This window comes from Pseudomonas sp. fls2-241-TYG-175 (genome assembly GCF_030209155.1).
Classification (GTDB): Bacteria; Pseudomonadota; Gammaproteobacteria; order Pseudomonadales; family Pseudomonadaceae; genus Aquipseudomonas; species Aquipseudomonas viridiflava.
The window spans coordinates 16,512-35,324 of sequence record NZ_JARVSO010000004.1 but is presented as its reverse complement, the minus strand read 5'-3'; the positions used below and the strand labels follow the sequence as shown (position 1 = coordinate 35,324).

Genomic DNA, 18,813 nt, shown 5'->3' with positions numbered 1-18,813 from the left:
AACGATCAACTCAGACCTGACACCCGCCCTTGTCATAGCTGCCTGGTTTTGCAATGAACGCTTTCGCGGCATTCGATTTTGTAAGGATATAAGCGCGGCGCCATGGCTGATCGTCGATGAGCTTCCAGCGATGGCCAAGTCCCGTGGTGTCCTGTGCGAGCAAGACTTCGCCGGGGTGCAGTACGAAATTCTCGCCGCCGGTGGTGGAAAACTCCAGCGTGCCTGACAGCGTGATCACGTACTGCTCCTGCGGCGCTGGGTGCCAGTCATAGGTTGCATGCGCCGGCGTTTCCTTGAAGTTGAGTGCGCTCACATCCGCCACTGCGCTCTGATCCAGCGTTCCCTGGATAACGTGCGACAGGTTGTCAGGACCGGTGCATAACCTGAAGGCCTTGATGCCTTGCGCTGGCGGTGCAGGTGATGCGGTGGCAAATGCTCCGCTACTCATAGGCAGCAGGATCGCTGCAGCGAGAACGGCCCACTGGCATGTGGGTTTGCGAGATAAGCGAGCCGAGGCTTTGGAAGTCGAGCATTGCTGATGTTGCATATGGCCTACCTGATAACTGAAAACTGCATGAAGCCTCGGGCGTCGATCGATGGCCGTGGCAGTTCAGGGCAGTGATGCCCCGCGCAAAGAATCGAACCACATCGCGGTAAAGTTAAAAATTATCTTTAATTTCATGTCGTCCTTCATATGAATTGGTTGTCGGGATACCAATTGGAAGCCGCTGCGCGCTCCATCGATGAGCTCGACGTTCCCGTGCCACACATCGAGCCCGTCGCGATCTGCATCGACCCCGGGTATGCACTCATCGTTATGCACAAGTCATCTGGCTATCCAGTGAGGCAGCAGCGCTGATGCGCTTTTGTAGCGCGATGGCATGAACACCGCAGAGCGCGCCGTAAGGGCGCAAAGGTGACCTGAGCCATGCGCTCGGCTCACTGAATCCACAGTCTGTGCCATGTGTGACGCGGAGCGTCACGGGCGGCATGCCCACGCGGAACGATGGGCACGATCAGTGTTGAGGCTGACTTGTGTATAACGATGAGCGGGTATGCAGGAGGTTCCAGAGCTGAACTGCAACTGAACGGTCATGTGCCAGGGCGGTAAAACCTTTGGATACCTGAACTTATCGGCCTTTTGTCTCTCTGATGCCGGTAGCCATTGATCGCGGCGGCCTGATAAGCTCGCGGCTTTACTCGTTTGCCCTTTTGGCGCATGAACAAGGAATTAGCATGAAACAGCATCGGTTGGCAGCGGCGATTGCCCTGGTCGGTCTGGTACTCGCAGGTTGTGACAAGCAAGCCAGCACTGTCGAGCTGAAAACTCCGGCACAAAAAGCGTCTTATGGCATCGGTCTGAACATGGGCAAAAGCCTGGCTCAGGAAGGCATGGATGATCTGGATTCCAAGGCTGTGGCCCTGGGTATCGAAGACGCTGTCGGCAAGAAAGATCAGAAACTGAAAGACGAAGAACTGGTTGAAGCTTTCGCCGCGCTGCAGAAGCGTGCCGAAGAGCGTATGGCCAAGATGAGTGAAGAGTCGGCAGCTGCCGGCAAGAAATTCCTCGAAGAAAATGGCAAGAAAGAAGGTGTCGTCACCACCGCTTCGGGTCTGCAGTATCAGATCATCAAGAAGGGTGATGGCGCTCAGCCCAAGCCGACTGATGTCGTAACCGTTCATTACGAAGGCAAGCTGACTGACGGCAAGGTGTTCGACAGCTCCGTCGAGCGCGGCAGCCCGATCGATCTGCCGGTTGGCGGTGTGATCCCGGGTTGGGTTGAAGGCCTGCAACTGATGCACGTAGGCGAGAAGATCAAACTCTTCATCCCTAGCGACCTGGCTTACGGTGCGCAGAGCCCGAGCCCGCTGATCCCTGCCAACTCGGTTCTGGTCTTCGACCTGGAACTGCTGGGCATCAAGGATCCGGCAGCTGCTCAGGCGCCTGATGCAGATGAAGAAGAGGCGGCTCCGGCCAAACCGGCTGCTCCCGCCAAGAAGTAACGCAACACCTGGCTACTGAAAACGCCCTGTCTCGACAGGGCGTTTTTGTGTGTGGGTTATTTGCCGAACGCTTGGCGGCGCTTACAGTCCCACTATCATGATCGTGAGAAGAATATTGTCTGACAGTCCGTTTTGCCTGATGGGCTAGCCTCAACAGTGTTCCAAGTCAACGAATTCGTGGGTTTTTTTATGTGAGTAAAAAACGCCCGATCTAACCCAAAGCCCCTGAAAACGGGGACTTCAAGGTAAAAAAGGGCGGCTGTTCACAAGGTTATCCACAACAAATGTGGATAACCTTGCGGCATCCCCACCGGCAGGTTATCGAACCGATGTGCACCGTCACCTTTTCTGAGCGGGAGTGAACATGAAAGCACCGTGGAACCTGATCCGTTACCTGCCAGGAGCGCGCCGACTTCTCGCGGCGGGGCGCCTGCCGGGGCTGTTGTTCGCCGTGGCGCGCAAGGGCAACAGTGAAGGCAGTCGCCTGGGCAAGCTCAAGGATGACCTGCGCCTTCTCCAGAGCCTGTGCCTGGCTTACTGGCGCGGTGAGTACCGTGACATCAGCCCCAAGGCCATTCTGTCCATCGTGGCGGGCCTGATGTACTTCCTCAGTCCGCTGGATGCGATACCTGACTGGATTCCGGGGCTGGGGATGTTCGACGACATCGCCGTGCTGGCCTGGGTGATGAAGCACCTGACCGACGAACTCGACGCGTTCCGCGCCTGGCGTGATCAGCAGCCACCTGAAAAACTGGTGGTGGTCGAGCGACTGCCCGAAACCCAGGCATTGCTGGAGAAAGAGAAACGCATCGAGTGAAGCGTTTGAGCAACCCGTAGCGTTCCGCTGTTAAGATGCCACCCTATGGAACAGGCCTTCCAACCTGTGGCGTTTTCCTGCAAGGGGAGTCTATGGATCTTCAAGTGATATCTCGTGATGGTGAGCCGGAGTACGCAGTCCTCCCCTGGGCTCAATATCAGGCGCTGCTCAAAGCCGCTGGCTTTGCCGAAAAGCTCCGCCCTGAGACTGCTCAGCCAGCACCTGAAGTTGCTGAACATCCTGCGTTCGACCAGTTGGGTGCGTTGCGCACTGCCAAGGGCCTGGAAGTCGCCACGCTGGCACGCGCGGTCGGTATCAGCCCTTCATACCTGGAATTGATCGAAAACGGCACGCGTGAACCCGACGCGGCCATCAAGCGCAGCCTTGCCTGGGAGCTGGGCGTGCCGGGCTGGCGGGGTGAGTCATGAGCGTGCGCATCAGTCGTCAGCACTGGGACGGATTGTTGAACGAACTGAACCATGCGCGTCGTCAACGGCATCTGGTGACCTACCGTGCCTTGCTGGAGCGCTTGCAGTTGCCAAGCCCGGCCATGCAGACACTGACCGCAGCGCTCGAGCATCTGGCCGCCATGGATGCCCGTGCCGAACAGCCACTGCGCAGTTCACTGGTGATCAGTCAGGGCGCGAGCCGCCTGCCGCGGCCCGGCTTCTTCGAATGCGTCGAACGACTGGGTCGTTTCTCCGGTCCGTCCGACGGAGTGGCTGCCGCGTCATGGCACGCCGCCGAAGTAGTGCGGGTATTCGAGTACAGCTATCCGGAAGTGGAAGTGCAGGCGGGTAGCGTTTGATTGGCAGCTTTCAAGCGCAGGGTTCATCAGACTTCTAGCCTGTGCCAAATGTGACGAGGCTCCCCGTCCCGCCTGTTAATACCTCATGCATCCACCAGCAGATCCAGTCGCGACGAGTCGATGACATGAATGCTGGCGCCCGCCACGTCCTTGGCGAAGTGCTTGGCTTGCGAGGCCAGGTCGGCCAGTTGGCTGGCGTTGATCTGAGCGCAGCTCTCTTCCCGCAGGTGCACCACGCCAATCGACAGTGACAGCAGCGCAAACTCCTGACGCTGTCCCTGACGGTTGAGTGCGACGAAGCAGCCGGCTTCCAGGTGTTCGGCCCGGTAGAAGCGGCGGCACTGGTTCTGGAAGTCCTCGAGTAGGTTGTTCAGACGCCTTTCCCAGTCGTCGAAACCCAGCACCATCAGAAAATCATCGCCGCCGATATGGCCGACGAAGTCCCTGCTCGGGTCCACCCGGTCGTTGAGGCATTGCGCCAGACACAGCAGCACTTCATCACCGCGTGCATAGCCATAGATGTCGTTGAAGGGCTTGAAGCTGTCGATGTCCACGTAACAGATCATCGACTCGCGACCTTGCTGCAACAGGCGTGTCAGACACTGCTGAATCGGCACGTTGCCCGGCAGCAGGGTCAGTGGGTTGGCGTAGCGCGCCTGCTGGATCTTCATCTCGGTGATCAGCTTGAGCACGTCGATTACCCGGCCCAGTCCCAGATAAGCGCCGTTGAGGGTGATGATGAAATCCTCTTCGATGCGCTGCCGCGCCCGACTGGTAAGCAGGCGGCTGACCTGCTGCAGCGACTGGCTGACTTCCACAGCCAAAAAATCATCGCTCATCAAACGGCTGATCGGCTTGCGGGCGAACAGTTCGGTGCCAAACGGCTTCAGCAGGGCTTCTGAGAGCGAATGGCGATGGACGATACCGCAAGGCCTTGCGTCGTCGTCCAGCACCGCCAGTGAGTTGAGGTTGGCCTGCTTGCGAAAGGCTTCCAGTACATCAGCCGTCGGGGTGGACTGACTCACTGAAGGCTGTGGACTGAGCAGGGCAGAGAGGTCGGCGGCGTCTTCGTTCAGTGCCGGTGGCGGTGCTTCTGCCTTGGGCAGCATGGCGCGCGTGTCGCGTGACGGGCGTTCCTGAGGACGTGCCAGCAGGTAGCCCTGCACCAGATCCACGCCCATGTCGGTCAGGGCCGCGAGTTCTTCGGGCAGCTCGATGCCTTCGGCGATCACGATGGCTCTGGACGCTCTGGCCATTTGCAGCATGGAACCGACAAACTCTCGCTTCACGGCGTCCTGGTGAATGCCGTCGATGAAGTGCCGGTCGATCTTCACGTAATCCGGGCGCAGCTCTGACCACAGTCGCAGACTGGAATAGCCTGCGCCCAGATCGTCCAGCGCAATGGAAAAACCCATGTCCCGATAGTGATGCAGTGCGTTGTAGAGCAAATCGAAATCGTCGGTTGGCATTTGCTCGGTCAGTTCGATCACTACATTCTTGGGCGCGATGTTGTAGCGACGCAGCATTTCAAGCGTGCGGCCCGGCGGGTGCGAGGCTTCGAGCAGGGATTCCGGAGACACGTTGAGAAACAGCTTGCCGGGCAACTGCTGCTGGCTGAACCGGCGACAGGCGCTTTCGCGGCAGGTCAGTTCCAGCTCACTGAGACGGCCGGCCTGTCGGGCGACCGCGAACAGATTCAGAGGCGAATGCAGCGGGCTGTTGGACGGGCCGCGGGTCAACGCTTCGTAACCCAGAATGCTGCGCTCCGAGAGCGAGACAATTGGCTGAAACAGGCTGTGCAAGTCGCCGCGAGCCAGAATGGAACTCAGTGCGCCCAGCTGTTCAGTTACAGTCATGATGGTCTCGATGGCAATAAAAAGGGCTGAACGCGTTAGCGTTCAGCCCGTCATTTCACGACAGATTCATGACTGTTTGATGACCGTTGCTGCTAATTGGCCATCAACCGTCATCTGCGGCTTACTTCTTGGCAACCGAAGCGCTCAGACCGAGGTAATCGATCAGAATGCGACCGGTTTCAGACAGGTAAGCATCGTCTTCCGGCTTGGTCTTCTCGTCTTCCACCGGCAACGCGTCTTCGTCTTCTTTCTTCAGTTCCTTGAGCGGCTCTTCACCCTTGGCCTTGCGGCGGGTGTTTTCCAGCGCAAGCTGCTTGCTCTCGATGGACGCGTGCTCGGCACGACGGTCTGCCTCGTTGAGGCTGACGGTCTTCTCGTTCATGAGTTTCTTGGCCAGGGCCAGACGATCCTCGATGAACACGAACTCGGCATCCTTGGAAGAGCGCGCTTCATGCCGTGCCTGAAGTTGCGCCAGGAATGGCTTGAACGGATCAATGGCAGGCTTGATCGCCGGCTTGATGCTGTCCCAAGGCATGGCTTCAGGCAGTGCGCTCTCGCCGATTTCCTTGGTGTCGATCAGCGACGGATAGGTGATGTCCGGCACGACGCCCTGATGCTGGGTGCTCTGTCCGGACACCCGGTAGAACTTGGCCAGGGTCAGTTTCAGCTCGCCATGGTTGAGCGGCTGAATGGTCTGCACGGTGCCCTTGCCGAAGGTCTGTCCACCAATCACCAGCGCGCGATGGTAGTCCTGCATGGCGCCCGCGAAAATTTCCGACGCCGACGCAGACAGGCGGTTAACCAGCAGCGCCATCGGACCTTTATAGAACGCGCCCTTGGCTTCGTCTTCCAGCACATCGACCTTGCCGTCCGCGTTGCGCACCAGCACGGTCGGGCCGCGGTCGATGAACAGGCTGGTCAGCTCGGTGGCTTCCTGCAGCGAACCACCGCCGTTATTACGCAGATCCAGCACCACGCCATCGACCTTCTCGGCCTGCAGCTCGGTCAGCAGTTTCTTCACGTCACGGGTGGTGCTCTTGTACTCAGGATCGCCGGCACGGTAGGCCTTGAAGTCCAGGTAGAAGGCGGGAATATCGATGACGCCCAGTTTGTAATCCTTGCCATCCTGCTTGATGTGCAGGATCGACTTCTTCGCTGCCTGCTCTTCAAGCTTCACCGCTTCACGGGTGATGGCTACGATCTTGGTGGTCTGGTCATTCGGCGCATTGCTGGCCGGAATGATTTCCAGGCGGACCACGGAGCCTTTCGGACCACGGATCAGCTTGACCACTTCATCCAGACGCCAGCCGATGACGTCGACCATCTCCTTGTCGCCCTGAGCGACCGAAACGATCTTGTCGGCCGGAGCGACCTGCTTGGTCTTGGCCGCAGGACCTGCCGGCACCAGACGCACGATCTTCACGTTGTCGTTGTCGCTCTGCAACACGGCGCCGATGCCTTCCAGCGACAGGCTCATGTTGATGTCGAAGTTTTCCGCGCTGTCGGGCGACAGGTAGTTGGTGTGCGGATCGTAGGACATGGCGAAGGTGTTGATGTACGCCTGGAAGACATCTTCGGCGCGTGTCTGGCCCAGACGTGCCAGTTGATTCTTGTAACGCTTGGTCAGGGTTTCCTGGATTTTCGCCGGGTCCTTGCCTGCAATCTTCAGACGCAGAACCTCATCCTTGACGCGTTTGCGCCACAGGTCGTCGAGTTCGGCGGTGTCCTTGGGCCATGCGGCGTCCTTGCGGTCCACCAGCAGGGTTTCCTTGGTGGTGAGGTCGATCTTGTCGACACCCTTGGCCAGTTCTGCAAGCGCAAAGTCCAGACGCGCCTTGATGCGGTCCAGATAGCGTTTGTAAATAGTGAACCCCGGGTTCAGGTCGCCACTCTTAAGGAAGTCGTCGAACTGGAACTGCCATTTGTCGAATTCGGCAATATCGCTGGCCATGAAATAGCTGCGCGACGGGTCCAGTTGCTTGATGTAGCTCTGGTAGATGATCGCTGAACGTTTGTCGTCCAGTGGCGGCTTGCTGTAGTGGTGCCGCTTTAGCAGTTCGACCACGTTCAGGCTGGCGACCACTTCGTCGCGGTCCGGCTGAAGATTATCCCAGCTGTTGGCGGCGAAAGTGCTGGCTGACATCGGCAGAACGCTGAGGCCGACAAACAGGGCGAGGGCGGTGCTAGGGAATAGTTGCTTCATGCTGATTCGACGCGAGGACAATTGATAACGCATATTAGGCCGTCTTTGAGGTCGCCGGTTCCTTTGAACCCGGCCGCATAATGCAAAAGCCCGGGCAAACAGCCACGGGCTCAGTCTGGACTCACTATGGAGGCACTGTGAAGGCATTGCAAGGCGTGGAAGGACATGTGGAATGGGTCGAAGAGCCAAGTCCGGCTCTCGATGTGGGGCAGGTTCGCATCAAAGTCGCTGCGGCGGGTTTGAATCGGGCCGATCTGTTGCAGCGCGCGGGCAAATATCCGCCGCCGCCGGGTGTTACCACCGTGCTGGGGCTGGAGTGCTCCGGCGTCATTGCCGAAGTCGGTCCGGGTACGTCCTGGCTGGTCGGAGACCGCGTCTGCGCGCTGTTGGCAGGCGGGGCGATGGCCGAAGAAGTGGTGGTCGATGCGCGTCATGTGTTGCCGGTGCCGGAAGGCCTGTCGCTGCACGAAGCCGCTGCGATCCCCGAGGTTTACGCCACAGCCTGGCTGAACCTGTTTCAGCTCGCGGGTCTCAAACCTGGCGAAAAGGTGTTGCTGCACGCGGGCGCAAGTGGCGTTGGTTCAGCCGGTATTCAGCTTTGCAAAGCGTTCGGCAGCCCGGTATGGGTCAGTGTCGGCTCGGCCGAGCGGCTGGCGTATTGCGTCGAATTGGGTGCGCAGGGCGGCGTGGTGCGCAGCGAAAGTCTGGAGGCTTTGAGCGATTTCGCACCATTCGACGTCATCCTTGATCCGGTCGGCGGCAACTACGCCGAGCTGAACGTCAAGCTGCTGGGGCTGGACAGCCGCTGGGTGCTGATCGGCACGATGGGCGGGCGCGAAGCACAAGTGGATCTGGCGCATGTGCTGGGCAAGCGTATCCATTTGATGGGTTCGACCCTGCGCAGCCGTGATGAAACGTTCAAGGCCGATCTGCTGCGTGATCTGGGGCAGTTCGTCTGGCCGCTGTTCACGGAAGGTCGCCTGAAACCGCAACTGGCCAAAACCTTTTCGATCAACGACGCAGAAGCCGCGTTCGAAGAGCTGGCGACCAATCAGGTCTCCGGCAAGATCGTGGTGGTGATCGACGAAAGTCTGAAGTGATGACCGCGGCCTTTACGGGTTGCGCGTTGGTAACCACCTGACTGTGGGAGGCGGCTTGCCGGCGATGCATTCGACGCGGTGTGTCAGGAAAATCGCGTCATCGTTCATCGCCGGCAAGCCGCCTCCCACGGTCCGGTGTTTGCGGCGCAACAGCGCTACGTCGAAGACGTGGTGGCGCCTCCCACAATGGATAATGTTTCTTCAGCAGGCTGAGTCCCGGGTGAAATGCTTCAGGTCCAGCTGTGCACTGGCCATCCGGCCTTCTGCGCATGCTCCAGCAGCACCGGATCCGGATTGACCACATTCGGGTGGTCAACCTTGAGCAGCAACGGCAAATCGTTGCGCGAATCCGAATAGAAACTCGCTCCCTCCAGGTTTTCCCCTTCGGCATCCAGCCAGTCCATCAGTCGGGTGATCTTGCCTTCGCGATAGGTCATCACACCGACCGTGCCACCGCTGTAAACACCGTGTTGCACGTCCAGGTCGATACCCAGCACTTCGTCGATGCCAAGACGTTCGGCAATCGGCTTGACCAGATGCACGCCCGATGCAGAGATCACCAGAATTCGGTCACCCTTGGCGCGATGCTGGGCGATGCATTTGCAGGCGTCGCTGTAGATGATCGGCTCGATCACGTCTTCCACCCACGGGCCTACGAGGTGATCGATTTCTTCCGGCGTGCGACCTGCCATCGGTTCAAGGCTGAACGCCATGTAGTCTTCCATCGCCAGCTCACCGGCGCTGTAGGCGGCCATCAGCTCGTCGTTGCGCTGCATGAACGAAACCGGATCGACCCAGCCGAGGCGGCCCATCTGCTCGCTCCACAGGGTGGCGCAGTCACCGCCGATCAGGGTTTCGTCCAGGTCGAAAATTGCTAAAGCCATTGCGTGCATCCTTAAATCATTTGTCGGTCAAGCCACCGGGCACAGAGCCGAGGGCTCGATATTCAACGTCACCCGGCGGCCGTCAGGGTGCAGATCATCCGCGCTGCGGTTGAGTACGTCGACCACCAATTCCACGCCGCGCGCCTGCACGCGGTAGCGAATGACGTTGCCCAGCAGGCTGTGACTGCGCACTTCGCCTTCCAGTTCGCCGGTGAGGCTCAGTTGAATGGATTCAGGCCGAATCGCGATGCGGCTGTTGATCGGGCGCTGCATCAGGCGGCTGGCGTCGTCGGCTTCCAGCAGGTTGTAGTTGCCGATGAAGCCTGCCGCGAACACGTCCACTGGCGCGGTGTAGAGGGTTTCCGCATCGCCGCTCTGCACAATACGACCCTGGTTCATCAGGAAGATGCGGTCCGACATGGTCAGCGCCTCTTCCTGATCGTGGGTCACGAAAATGGTGGTCAGGCCCAGTTCGCGCTGGATCGCCCGGATCTGTTCACGCAGGTGCTTGCGGATCCGTGCATCCAGTGCCGACAGCGGCTCATCCAGCAGCAGCAGTCGCGGACGTGTCACCAGCGAGCGGGCCAGCGCCACGCGCTGGCACTGACCGCCGGACATCTGATGCGGATAGCGCTTGGCGTAGTCCTGCAGTTCGACGAGCTTGAGAATCTCGGCGACCCGTTTCTGGCTGTCGTCAGGGCTGACCTTCTGCATGCGCAGGCCGAAGGCGACGTTCTGCTCGACCGTCATGTTGGGAAACAGCGCGTAACTCTGGAACACCATGCCGATGTTGCGCTTCTGCGGGGCCAGCGGTACCAGGTTCTGACCGTCAAGCAGGATGCTGCCGCTGTTCACTGACGTCAGGCCCGCGATGCAGCGCAGCAGGGTGGACTTGCCGCAGCCGGACGGGCCGAGCAGGGTGACGAACTCGCCCTTTTCGATGGCGCAGTTGATGTCGCTGAACACCGCCGTGCTGGCGTAGCTCTTCTGCAGGTTTTCAATGCTGACAAAACTCATCTCAGTCTTTGTCCTTGTTCAGTCGATTGGCGGCCCAGGTCAGCACCAGCACGAAGAGGAAGTAGGAAATCACCAGTGCGCTGTTGAAGTGGCCACTGCTGTTGCGCATGTTGTTGAGGTAGACCTGCAGGGTTTCGTAACGCGTGCCGACCAGCAGGTTGGCGAACACGAACTCGCCGAACAGGAAGGAGAACGACAGCAGCAGGGCGATCATCAGGCCCTTGCGCAGGTTCGGCAGCACCACGATGAAGGCCGCCTGCCAGGTGCTGGCACCCAGCAGCTGCGCGCTGTCCATCAGGTCGGTCAGGTTGATTGCCTGCAGGTTGTTGGTGATGGCGCGGTACATGAAGGGCAGGGCGACGGTGAAATAGCAGCCGATCAGAATCCACGGCGTACCGACCATCGCCATCGGGCCTGAACCATACAACTGCAGCAGGCCCACCGACGACACCACGGGCGGCACGGCGAAGGGCAGCAGGATCAGGATGTTCATCAGTCCGTCGAGGCGCGGAAAGTGATAATGCACCACGAACAGCAGCGGCAGAATCAGCACCACCGACAGCATCAGCGCGCCGACGCAGACCAGCAGTGACTGGCTGAATGCAGCCAGAAAGCGTGGATCGCTCCACAGCGCCACGTACCACTTGAAGGTCAGTCCGCTGGGCAGAATGGTTGCCGACCAACTGGTCGATATCGAATACACAAAGGTGCCCGCCAGGGGCAGCAGCAGAGTGAGGAACAGCAGGCACACCACGGTCTTGTGGTAGACGCCGGCAGGCCCTTTTTCAACGCGCGACATGGTAGCTCCTTTTCAACAGCCACTGATGGATGACCGTCACCAGGGTCATGAGTCCTACCAGAATCATCGCCAGCGCACTGGCCATGTTCGGGTCGAGCGTGATGTCGCCCGCCACCATGGCGGCGATGCGGATCGGCAGTACGTTGAAGTTGCCGGTGGTCAGCGCGTAGACCGTAGCGTACGCACCCAGGGCATTGGCCAGCAGGATGACAAAGGTGCCGAGCAGGGCAGGTGTCAGCACGGGCAGGCCGATATAGCGCCAGAACTGGAAGCTGCTGGCGCCCAGCAGGGCGGCCGACTCGTTCCAGTCCTCGCGCACGGCATCGAACGCCGGGTACAACAGCAGGACGCCGAGCGGAATCTGGAAGTAGGTGTAGAGGATGATCAGCCCGGTCTTGGAGTACAGGTTGAAGTCATCGATGATCCCGGCGTCCTTGAGGATCAACGTCAGCGCGCCGTTGAAGCCCAACAGGATGATGAAGGCGAATGCCAGCGGGACACCGGCGAAGTTGCTGGTCATGTTGGCGAATGAATTGACGAAGTCCCGCAGTCGCGAATCGACCTTGCGCAACGAATAGGCGCCGAGGATCGAAATCAGAATGCCGAACAGGCTCGACCAGAAACTGATCTCCAGGCTGAACTGCATGGCCTGGCGATAGAAGCGCGAATTGAACGCCTTGCTGAAGTTCTCCAGGCCCCAGCCGCTGTCGCTCTGCACGCTGTGGATTGCCACCCAGAACAGCGGGGCGATCTGGAACACGATGAAGAACAGTGCAAACGGCACCAGGCACAACAGCGCCAGCCATTTGCCTCGGGTAAAGGTGGTCAATTGAGGATCTCCCGGCACACGGGTTTGTCGTGGGGCACGCCGAGCAGTTCGCAGATCGTGCCGCACAGATCGGTCTGGCGCGGTCTGGCGTCTGGGTCCAGGCTGAATGCCTCACCCAGCACGAACAGCGGTACTTCGCGCTCTTCGGGCAGCAGGCCGTTGTGCGAGCGGTCGTTGTTCATGCCGTGGTCTGCGGTGATCAGCACCTGATAGCCCGCGTCCAGCCAGCCCTGCAGGTAGTCGGCCAGAATGATGTCGGCGCTGCGCGCGCTGTTGCGGTACTGCGGGGTGTCGAGGCCGTGCTTGTGCCCGGCGTCGTCGATGTTCATGGGGTGAATCAACAGAAAATTCGGCGCGTGTTTCAGGCGCAGGCTTTCTGCGTCGGCGAACAGATGTGAATCCGGATAATGGTCTGCCCAGTAGAACAGCCCGTGCTGAATCGGCAACTCCGGTGCCTCGGTGTTTCGGTCGCGTGCCGCCTCGAACGGCGTGCGGTTGTACAGCTCGCTGAACCAGTGATAGGCCGCAGCCGCCGTGCTCAGCCCGGCGTCGCGTGCATAGTGAAACACGCTGCGTTCACGGGACAGGCGCGACACGTTGTTGTGCACGATGCCGCTTTCGATGGGCGCGACGCCGGTCAGGATGCATTCGTAGAGCGGGCGTGACAGCGCGGGCAGTTCGCATTCCAGCTTGTACAGCGCTGCGCGTCCGGCGGCGTGCCAGGCCTGAAGATGGCCCATCGCATGCCGTGCCACTTCGTAATTGAGGCCGTCGAGCACGATGAGGATGACATTGTGTTTCATGGGCAACTCGCTTGGGTGCGGATATGGCATGACCCGGCACGGGCGAGGAGGACTCGACCGTGCATGAGATGCGACATCATCCTTGAGTCGCGCAGAGCATCAGTTCATCTCGATGATGACTTGCTCGTTCCACTTCTGAGGCAGGGCCTTGGAGGTCTTTTCCCAGGCTTCTGCGTCCTTGATCGGCGTGACGTTCTTGTACTGCTCGTTTGGCAGCAGCTTGGCTTTCACGTCTTCAGGCAGGGTGATGTGCTCGGCACGAATCGGACGTGCGTTGCCTTTGGCCAGCTGGATCTGGCCCGCGTCGCTGAACACGTACTCACGCGCCAGTTTGGCGGCGTTCGGGTGCTTGGCGTATTTGTTGATGATGGTGGTGTAGCCGGAGATCACCGAGCCGTCCGATGGAATCAGCACCACGTAATCATCAGGCTTGGTCATCTTGGCGCGATAGTTCAGGCCGTTGAAGTCCCAGACCACGCCCACTTCGACTTCACCCTTTTCGATGGTCTGGATGGTCGGGTTGGCGAGCGACAGGCGCTTCTGTTTGGCCAGTTCGGTGAACAGTTGCAGGCCTGGTTCGATGTTGGCCTCGTCGCCTTTCATGGCGAAGGCGGCGGCCAGCACACCGTTGGACGCCTGGGCAGCAGAACTCACGTCACCGATGGAGACTTTGTATTTGCCAGTTTTCAGGTCGGCCCAGGTTTTCGGGATTTCGGATCCGTGCAGCAGGTTCTTGTTCACAATGAACGCAATGGTGCCGGTGTAGGCCAATGCCCAGTGGCCTTCCTTGTCCTTGGCCCAGTCTGGAATCTGGTTCCAGGTGCTTGGTTTGTAAGGCTGGGTAACGCCCTTGGCGACAGCGATGGGGCCGAAGGCTGCGCCTACGTCACCGATATCGCCGCTCGCGTTGTCTTTTTCCGCATCGAACTTGGCCACTTCCTGCGCCGAACTCATGTCGGTGTCGGTGTGCTTGAGACCGTATTTGGCTTCCAGATCGGTCCAGATGCCGCCCCAGTTCGCCCAGTCATCCGGCATGCCGAGGCTGTTGATGGCGCCTTCAGCCTTGGCTGCGGCTTCCAGGGTCTTGAGGTCTGTGTCCGCAGCCATGACTGACGCGCTCATGGCGATGGCCGAGCCGAGGAGTGATGCCAACAAAAGATGTTTCATTCGAAGCTCCTAGTGCACTTCTTTACTGGAAGTGTTCGTTGCGGATGGTTTGGTCTAGATCAGCAATACCTGAGCCAAGTTAGGCCTGTTGCATGACATTTTCGTGTCGGGCCGCGTGGTTGATTCCACATTGCCTGCATTCGGGCACTGCCTGGCGCTAAGCGTAGACCAGACTCAAGTGCTTGCTGTTCAAGGGCTTGAGGGCTGTCTGAGCGGGGATTGGCATGGATCCTGTAGCAACGTGTCACAGGACGGTCATAGACCCGGCCTAGGCTTGCTGCAACACGGCTGACGACAACGGCAGGGGTGAAAGCGTGCCCCACGACAGGGCTGGTCTAGTCCAGACAGGTAGCTGAATGCGCGAAGATGTGCCACGAGCGGTAACAACCATTTGCCACGCCCTGCAAGAGCAGATCGAGCACGGCCTGTTGCCGCCTGGCAGCAAATTGCCTGCCGAGCGCAAGCTCAGCGAGGTGTTCGACACCACGCGTATTACCTTGCGTGAGGCGCTTGTACAGCTGGAGGCCATGGGGCTGGTGTATCGCGAGGAACGTCGTGGCTGGTTCATCTCGCCTCCGCGACTGGCCTATGACCTGATTCGTCGCAGTCACTTTCACGCGATGGTCTCGGCGCAGGGGCGAGTGGCGCACACCCAGGTCCTGTCGGCACGTCTGCAGCCTGCCTCGGCAATGATCTGCGCCATGCTGGAGTTGCCTGCGTTGTCCAGCGTCATCCAGATCTGCCGCGCACGTCGCATCGATCAGCGGTTGGTGCTGTACGTCGAGCACTACCTGAAGCCGGAGTTCTTTCCGGGGATTCTGGATTTCGACATGGAGCAGTCACTGACCGAACTGTATGCCCGCCAGTACGACCTGCGTTACGGGCAGGTCCGCTTCGAGATGGTGCCCACCGCGTTGCACGCCGAAGCCGCAGCCGCTCTGAAAGTATCTGTCGGCAGTCCGGGTTTGCGCATTGCGCGGATCAATTACGACCAGCAGGGCCGTCTGATCGATTGCGACCTGGAGTACTGGCGTCACGATGCCATTCACGTGAGCGCAATGGTGCGGGATATCTGAGGGATGAAGCCTGTTGTCCGCGGGCCGCCGAGGCCCGCGAACACCATGCGCGGGGTTACGGCAGCTCGTGGCTGGCGTAGAAGGCGGTGAGTACCTTGACCAGATGCGCGAGGTCATGGCTGCCGGCCAGTTCGCGAATCGAGTGCATGGCGAAGGTCGGCAGACCGATGTCGACGGTGCGGATACCCAGATGGCTGGCGGTGATCGGTCCGATGGTCGAGCCGCACGCCATGTCGCTGCGCACCACAAAACTCTGTACCGGCACTTCTTCGGCCATGCACAGATGGCGGAAGAAACCGGCGGTTTCGCTGTTGGTGGCGTAACGCTGGTTGCTGTTGACCTTGATCACCGGCCCGGCGTTGAGCTTCGGTCCGTGGTTGGCGTCGTGCTTGTCGGCATAGTTGGGGTGAATGCCGTGGGCGTTGTCAGCCGAGATCAGCAGCGATCTCTGGATGGTACGCACGTAGTCTTCGCTGCTAGGCAGCAGGCGCTGAACGATCTGTTCCAGCATCGCGCTGTCCGCACCGCAGGCTGACGACGAGCCGACTTCTTCATGGTCGGTGCACACCAGCAGGGCGGTTTCATCGCTGTCGCTGTTGAGCAGCGCCTGCAGTCCGGCGAAACAGGACAACAGGTTGTCCAGACGCGCACCGGCCAGGAAGTCGCCGTTCAGGCCGACCACTGCAGCGCTTTGGGTGTCGTAGAAGCTCAACTCGTAATCCAGCACCACGTCGGCGTTCAGGCCATGTTCGCGCGCCAGTTGATCGGTCAGCAGGGCGCGGAAGTCTGCACGTTCGTCACCGGCCACCTGGGCCAGGATCGGTGGCAGTTCGTTCTGCGGATTGATCGCCCAGCCTTCGTTGGCGGTCCGGTTCAGGTGGATCGCCAGATTGGGAATGATCGCGATCGGCAACTTGAAGTCGATCAGCTGGCTTTCGACCTTGCCGTCACGACGGAAAGTGACACGGCCGGCCAGCGACAGGTCGCGGTCGAACCACGGGGCCAGCAGTGCGCCGCCGTAGACTTCCACGCCCAGTTGCCAGAAACCCTGACGTTGCAGCTCGGGTTGCGGCTTGACCCGCAGGCACGGGCTGTCGGTGTGCGCGCCGACCATGCGGATACCGCCGGTCAGTGGCGACTGACGGCCCATGCGGACGGCGACGATGGAGGAGTCATTGCGCGTGACGTAGTAACGCCCGCCGGTCTCGATGGACCAGGTGTCGCGCTCGTCCAGACGCTGAAAACCGGCAGCTTCAAGGTGTTGTACGAGGGTGGCGGTGGCATGGAACGGTGTAGGAGAGGCCTTGAGGAAATCGATCAGGCCTTTATTCAACTCTTCGCGCATAACTAGCTCCAGACAGCAATGGCGCGAGTTTACCGCATTGGCCGCGAACTCTGTACGTGGGAAACGCCGCTATCGCTCGCAGCCATACGAGATTTCGGCAAGCTGCCTCCGCTCCCACCAGAGCTGCGCTTGTTCAGCGAGCTAAATGCTTTATACGCGAACGCTTGTCTGCGAATGTCGACATCAAAACGGAGCAGGGCACTCAAAGGTCAGACGCTCGCCGGTCACCGGATGCGTGAAACTCAGCATGCTGGCATGCAGGCACAGACGCGGGTATGCCGCCAGCGCCTCGGGATGTGCATACAGGCCGTCGCCGAGCAGCGGGTGCCCGATGGACAGCATGTGCACCCGCAACTGGTGCGAGCGACCGGTGATCGGTGTCAGCTCGACACGGCAGTGCGTATCGTAGCGCTCGATGATCTTCCAGAACGTCAGCGCGTGCTTGCCCGCCTCGTGGTCCACCACGTGACGCGGTTTGGTCGGCGGATCGTAGCGCAATGGCAGGTCGATACTGCCGCTGTCCAGCGCAGGCTGACCCCAGCACAGCGCGGTGTAGGCCTTTTCGGTTTCACGGTCATGAAACTGACGCGACAGCTCGCGATGGGTGTCGGCATCGCGGGCCAGCAGAATGATGCCCGAGGTTTCCCAGTCCAGACGATGGACAATGCGGGCTTCGGGGTAGCCGTTTTCCTGCAGACGGGTAATCAGGCAGTCCTTGTTGTCGTCGGCACGACCGGGAACGGACAGCAGCAGGGTAGGCTTATCGATCACCAGAACGGCGGCGTCCTGATGAATGATGCGGATGTTCGACAACGGCATGCAACGGCCTCGAAACGCGAGAAACGCCAACGGCGGTAAAGGCGCTACCTCTTGATGAGGGCACCGATACCGCCGAAGACGACTGCCTGATCAGCGATCGGGCAGAGTGATATTGAGTTCCAGAATCGAACAACTGCCCTGGTTTTCCAGAGCGACCTGTACCTGATCGGACTCGATATTGACGTATTTGCGGATCACTTCCACCAGTTCCTTCTGCAGTGCAGGAAGGTAGTCCGGTGTGCTGCGCTGGCCACGTTCGTGGGCAACGATGATCTGCAGACGCTCTTTCGCTACCGAGGCCGTGCTTTCTTTTTTGCGGTCACGAAAGAAGTCAAAAATGTTCATTAATTGCTCCCGAACAGGCGTTCAAACAATCCTTTCTTCTTCATATCCAGGAACCGGTGGTCCACCGTCTTGCCCAGCAGGCGGTCAACGGCGTCACTGTACGCCTGACCTGCGTCGCTCTGGTCGTCGAGGATAACGGGCACGCCCTGGTTGGAGGCCTTGAGTACCGCTTGCGACTCGGGAATGACGCCCAGCAGCGTGACAGCAAGGATTTCCTTGACGTCTTCAACACCGAGCATCTCGCCCTTGCTGACGCGCTCAGGGTTGTAGCGAGTCAACAGCAGGTGTTCCTTGATCGGGTCTTCGCCGTTCTCGGCGCGGCGGGATTTGCTGGCCAGCAGGCCCAGCATGCGATCGGAGTCACGGACCGACGACACTTCAGGGTTGGTCACGACGATCGCTTCGTCGGCGAAGTACATCGCCAGGTGCGCGCCGGTTTCGATACCTGCCGGAGAATCGCAGACGATGTATTCGAACGTTTCTTTGAGTTCCATCAGGACTCTTTCGACGCCTTCCTTGGTCAGTGCTTCCTTGTCACGGGTCTGGCTGGCTGCAAGTACGAACAGACCTTCGATCTTCTTGTCCTTGATCAGCGCCTGCTGCAGATTGGCCTCGCCGTTGACCACGTTGACGAAGTCGTAAACGACACGACGTTCGCAACCCATGATCAGGTCGAGGTTACGCAGGCCGACGTCGAAGTCGACGATGACAGTCTTGTGGCCGCGCATGGCGAGGCCTGTACCGATAGCGGCGCTGGTGGTGGTCTTGCCCACACCACCCTTGCCGGATGTAACAACGAGAATCTTGGCCAAGGTGAATCACCCCTAGAGGAAAAGGACTTTTGGTCCCTGAAGAGCATCCCTTGACGCGGCGTCAGTCGAAGAATCAAGGAAATCGTATGGCCTGGTCCTGGAAAGAGAGCTGGACGCTGCAACTTTCGA

At 59.7% G+C, this 18,813-nt stretch carries 19 protein-coding genes; 6 read left to right on the top strand and 13 right to left on the bottom strand.

Features of this window, described 5'->3' with window-relative positions:
- Positions 1-10: 10 nt before the first annotated feature.
- A complete protein-coding gene (locus QRN20_RS03810) occupies positions 11-547 on the bottom strand; it encodes a cupin domain-containing protein (protein ID WP_029241946.1) in 537 nt (178 codons plus the stop codon).
- A gap of 689 nt (positions 548-1,236) precedes the next feature.
- On the opposite strand from QRN20_RS03810, the gene bamJ reads away from it, so the two are divergent.
- From bamJ to QRN20_RS03790, 4 genes are all read left to right on the top strand, one after another.
- A complete protein-coding gene (gene bamJ, locus QRN20_RS03805; RefSeq protein WP_004879361.1) occupies positions 1,237-2,004 on the top strand; it encodes a BamJ family beta-barrel-assembly machinery protein in 768 nt (255 codons plus the stop codon).
- Between the two features lie 364 nt (positions 2,005-2,368).
- On the top strand, positions 2,369-2,821 hold the full coding sequence (locus QRN20_RS03800) for a YkvA family protein (protein WP_004879364.1): 453 nt from the start codon (positions 2,369-2,371) through the stop codon (positions 2,819-2,821).
- A 92-nt stretch (positions 2,822-2,913) separates the two neighbouring features.
- Positions 2,914-3,249 (top strand): helix-turn-helix domain-containing protein, encoded by a 336-nt coding sequence (locus QRN20_RS03795; RefSeq protein ID WP_025995143.1) that lies wholly within the window; start codon positions 2,914-2,916, stop codon positions 3,247-3,249.
- Positions 3,246-3,629, top strand: a complete 384-nt coding sequence (locus QRN20_RS03790) for a hypothetical protein (RefSeq protein ID WP_058431936.1) — start codon at positions 3,246-3,248, stop codon at positions 3,627-3,629. The genes QRN20_RS03795 and QRN20_RS03790 overlap by 4 nt, the downstream gene beginning before the upstream one ends.
- A gap of 83 nt (positions 3,630-3,712) precedes the next feature.
- Here the strand turns inward: QRN20_RS03790 and QRN20_RS03785 are convergent, their stop codons facing one another.
- Together QRN20_RS03785 and QRN20_RS03780 are read right to left on the bottom strand one after the other, a co-directional pair.
- Positions 3,713-5,485: a bifunctional diguanylate cyclase/phosphodiesterase gene (locus tag QRN20_RS03785; RefSeq protein WP_004879370.1), complete on the bottom strand. Its 1,773-nt coding sequence runs from the start codon at positions 5,483-5,485 to the stop codon at positions 3,713-3,715.
- 121 nt (positions 5,486-5,606) lie between these two features.
- Positions 5,607-7,688 (bottom strand): carboxy terminal-processing peptidase, encoded by a 2,082-nt coding sequence (locus tag QRN20_RS03780; protein WP_172669391.1) that lies wholly within the window; start codon positions 7,686-7,688, stop codon positions 5,607-5,609.
- A 137-nt stretch (positions 7,689-7,825) separates the two neighbouring features.
- Here QRN20_RS03780 and QRN20_RS03775 point away from each other — a divergent pair, with 137 nt between their 5' ends.
- Complete coding sequence (locus QRN20_RS03775; protein WP_088235757.1) at positions 7,826-8,788, top strand: NAD(P)H-quinone oxidoreductase; 963 nt, start codon at positions 7,826-7,828, stop codon at positions 8,786-8,788.
- A 230-nt stretch (positions 8,789-9,018) separates the two neighbouring features.
- On the opposite strand, the gene QRN20_RS03770 is transcribed toward QRN20_RS03775, so the two are convergent.
- The 6 genes from QRN20_RS03770 to QRN20_RS03745 all read right to left on the bottom strand — a co-directional run bounded on the left by QRN20_RS03770 (position 9,019) and on the right by QRN20_RS03745 (position 14,287).
- Complete coding sequence (locus QRN20_RS03770) at positions 9,019-9,672, bottom strand: HAD family hydrolase (RefSeq protein ID WP_029241943.1); 654 nt, start codon at positions 9,670-9,672, stop codon at positions 9,019-9,021.
- Between the two features lie 27 nt (positions 9,673-9,699).
- Positions 9,700-10,689 (bottom strand): ABC transporter ATP-binding protein, encoded by a 990-nt coding sequence (locus QRN20_RS03765; RefSeq protein WP_029241942.1) that lies wholly within the window; start codon positions 10,687-10,689, stop codon positions 9,700-9,702.
- A 1-nt stretch (position 10,690) separates the two neighbouring features.
- Positions 10,691-11,488 carry an ABC transporter permease gene (locus QRN20_RS03760; protein WP_058431938.1) on the bottom strand — a complete coding sequence of 266 codons (798 nt, stop codon included), beginning with the start codon at positions 11,486-11,488 and terminating at the stop codon, positions 10,691-10,693.
- Positions 11,475-12,317: an ABC transporter permease gene (locus QRN20_RS03755; RefSeq protein WP_025995137.1), complete on the bottom strand. Its 843-nt coding sequence runs from the start codon at positions 12,315-12,317 to the stop codon at positions 11,475-11,477. Before QRN20_RS03755 ends, QRN20_RS03760 begins: the two co-directional genes overlap by 14 nt.
- Entirely contained in the window at positions 12,314-13,120 is an 807-nt protein-coding gene (locus tag QRN20_RS03750) for an alkaline phosphatase family protein (RefSeq protein ID WP_285360008.1), read from the bottom strand. Before QRN20_RS03750 ends, QRN20_RS03755 begins: the two co-directional genes overlap by 4 nt.
- Positions 13,121-13,219: 99 nt before the next feature.
- On the bottom strand, positions 13,220-14,287 hold the full coding sequence (locus QRN20_RS03745) for an ABC transporter substrate-binding protein (RefSeq protein ID WP_043304718.1): 1,068 nt from the start codon (positions 14,285-14,287) through the stop codon (positions 13,220-13,222).
- Between the two features lie 356 nt (positions 14,288-14,643).
- Here QRN20_RS03745 and QRN20_RS03740 point away from each other — a divergent pair, with 356 nt between their 5' ends.
- Complete coding sequence (locus tag QRN20_RS03740) at positions 14,644-15,363, top strand: UTRA domain-containing protein (protein WP_029241937.1); 720 nt, start codon at positions 14,644-14,646, stop codon at positions 15,361-15,363.
- A 55-nt stretch (positions 15,364-15,418) separates the two neighbouring features.
- On the opposite strand, the gene QRN20_RS03735 is transcribed toward QRN20_RS03740, so the two are convergent.
- The 4 genes from QRN20_RS03735 to minD all read right to left on the bottom strand — a co-directional run bounded on the left by QRN20_RS03735 (position 15,419) and on the right by minD (position 18,684).
- Positions 15,419-16,708 (bottom strand): M18 family aminopeptidase, encoded by a 1,290-nt coding sequence (locus QRN20_RS03735; RefSeq protein WP_029241936.1) that lies wholly within the window; start codon positions 16,706-16,708, stop codon positions 15,419-15,421.
- Between the two features lie 183 nt (positions 16,709-16,891).
- Positions 16,892-17,527 carry an RluA family pseudouridine synthase gene (locus QRN20_RS03730; RefSeq protein ID WP_004879389.1) on the bottom strand — a complete coding sequence of 212 codons (636 nt, stop codon included), beginning with the start codon at positions 17,525-17,527 and terminating at the stop codon, positions 16,892-16,894.
- A gap of 90 nt (positions 17,528-17,617) precedes the next feature.
- Positions 17,618-17,872, bottom strand: coding sequence for a cell division topological specificity factor MinE (minE, locus tag QRN20_RS03725; RefSeq protein WP_004879390.1), 255 nt, complete (start codon positions 17,870-17,872; stop codon positions 17,618-17,620).
- Positions 17,872-18,684 (bottom strand): septum site-determining protein MinD, encoded by an 813-nt coding sequence (gene minD / locus QRN20_RS03720; RefSeq protein WP_043304722.1) that lies wholly within the window; start codon positions 18,682-18,684, stop codon positions 17,872-17,874. The genes minE and minD overlap by 1 nt, the downstream gene beginning before the upstream one ends.
- Between the last annotated feature and the right edge of the window lie 129 nt (positions 18,685-18,813).

What these genes read in the sequence shown, in the direction of transcription:
- QRN20_RS03780 (WP_172669391.1), bottom strand. Translation starts at nt 7,688, where the DNA reads ATGAAGCAACTATTCCCTAGCACCGCCCTCGCCCTGTTTGTCGGCCTC.
- QRN20_RS03800 (WP_004879364.1), top strand. Translation starts at nt 2,369, where the DNA reads ATGAAAGCACCGTGGAACCTGATCCGTTACCTGCCAGGAGCGCGCCGA.
- QRN20_RS03810 (WP_029241946.1), bottom strand. Translation starts at nt 547, where the DNA reads ATGCAACATCAGCAATGCTCGACTTCCAAAGCCTCGGCTCGCTTATCT.
- QRN20_RS03770 (WP_029241943.1), bottom strand. Translation starts at nt 9,672, where the DNA reads ATGGCTTTAGCAATTTTCGACCTGGACGAAACCCTGATCGGCGGTGAC.
- QRN20_RS03765 (WP_029241942.1), bottom strand. Translation starts at nt 10,689, where the DNA reads ATGAGTTTTGTCAGCATTGAAAACCTGCAGAAGAGCTACGCCAGCACG.
- QRN20_RS03740 (WP_029241937.1), top strand. Translation starts at nt 14,644, where the DNA reads ATGCGCGAAGATGTGCCACGAGCGGTAACAACCATTTGCCACGCCCTG.
- QRN20_RS03795 (WP_025995143.1), top strand. Translation starts at nt 2,914, where the DNA reads ATGGATCTTCAAGTGATATCTCGTGATGGTGAGCCGGAGTACGCAGTC.
- QRN20_RS03735 (WP_029241936.1), bottom strand. Translation starts at nt 16,708, where the DNA reads ATGCGCGAAGAGTTGAATAAAGGCCTGATCGATTTCCTCAAGGCCTCT.
- QRN20_RS03750 (WP_285360008.1), bottom strand. Translation starts at nt 13,120, where the DNA reads ATGAAACACAATGTCATCCTCATCGTGCTCGACGGCCTCAATTACGAA.
- bamJ (WP_004879361.1), top strand. Translation starts at nt 1,237, where the DNA reads ATGAAACAGCATCGGTTGGCAGCGGCGATTGCCCTGGTCGGTCTGGTA.
- QRN20_RS03730 (WP_004879389.1), bottom strand. Translation starts at nt 17,527, where the DNA reads ATGCCGTTGTCGAACATCCGCATCATTCATCAGGACGCCGCCGTTCTG.
- QRN20_RS03745 (WP_043304718.1), bottom strand. Translation starts at nt 14,287, where the DNA reads ATGAAACATCTTTTGTTGGCATCACTCCTCGGCTCGGCCATCGCCATG.
- QRN20_RS03785 (WP_004879370.1), bottom strand. Translation starts at nt 5,485, where the DNA reads ATGACTGTAACTGAACAGCTGGGCGCACTGAGTTCCATTCTGGCTCGC.
- minE (WP_004879390.1), bottom strand. Translation starts at nt 17,872, where the DNA reads ATGAACATTTTTGACTTCTTTCGTGACCGCAAAAAAGAAAGCACGGCC.
- QRN20_RS03790 (WP_058431936.1), top strand. Translation starts at nt 3,246, where the DNA reads ATGAGCGTGCGCATCAGTCGTCAGCACTGGGACGGATTGTTGAACGAA.
- QRN20_RS03760 (WP_058431938.1), bottom strand. Translation starts at nt 11,488, where the DNA reads ATGTCGCGCGTTGAAAAAGGGCCTGCCGGCGTCTACCACAAGACCGTG.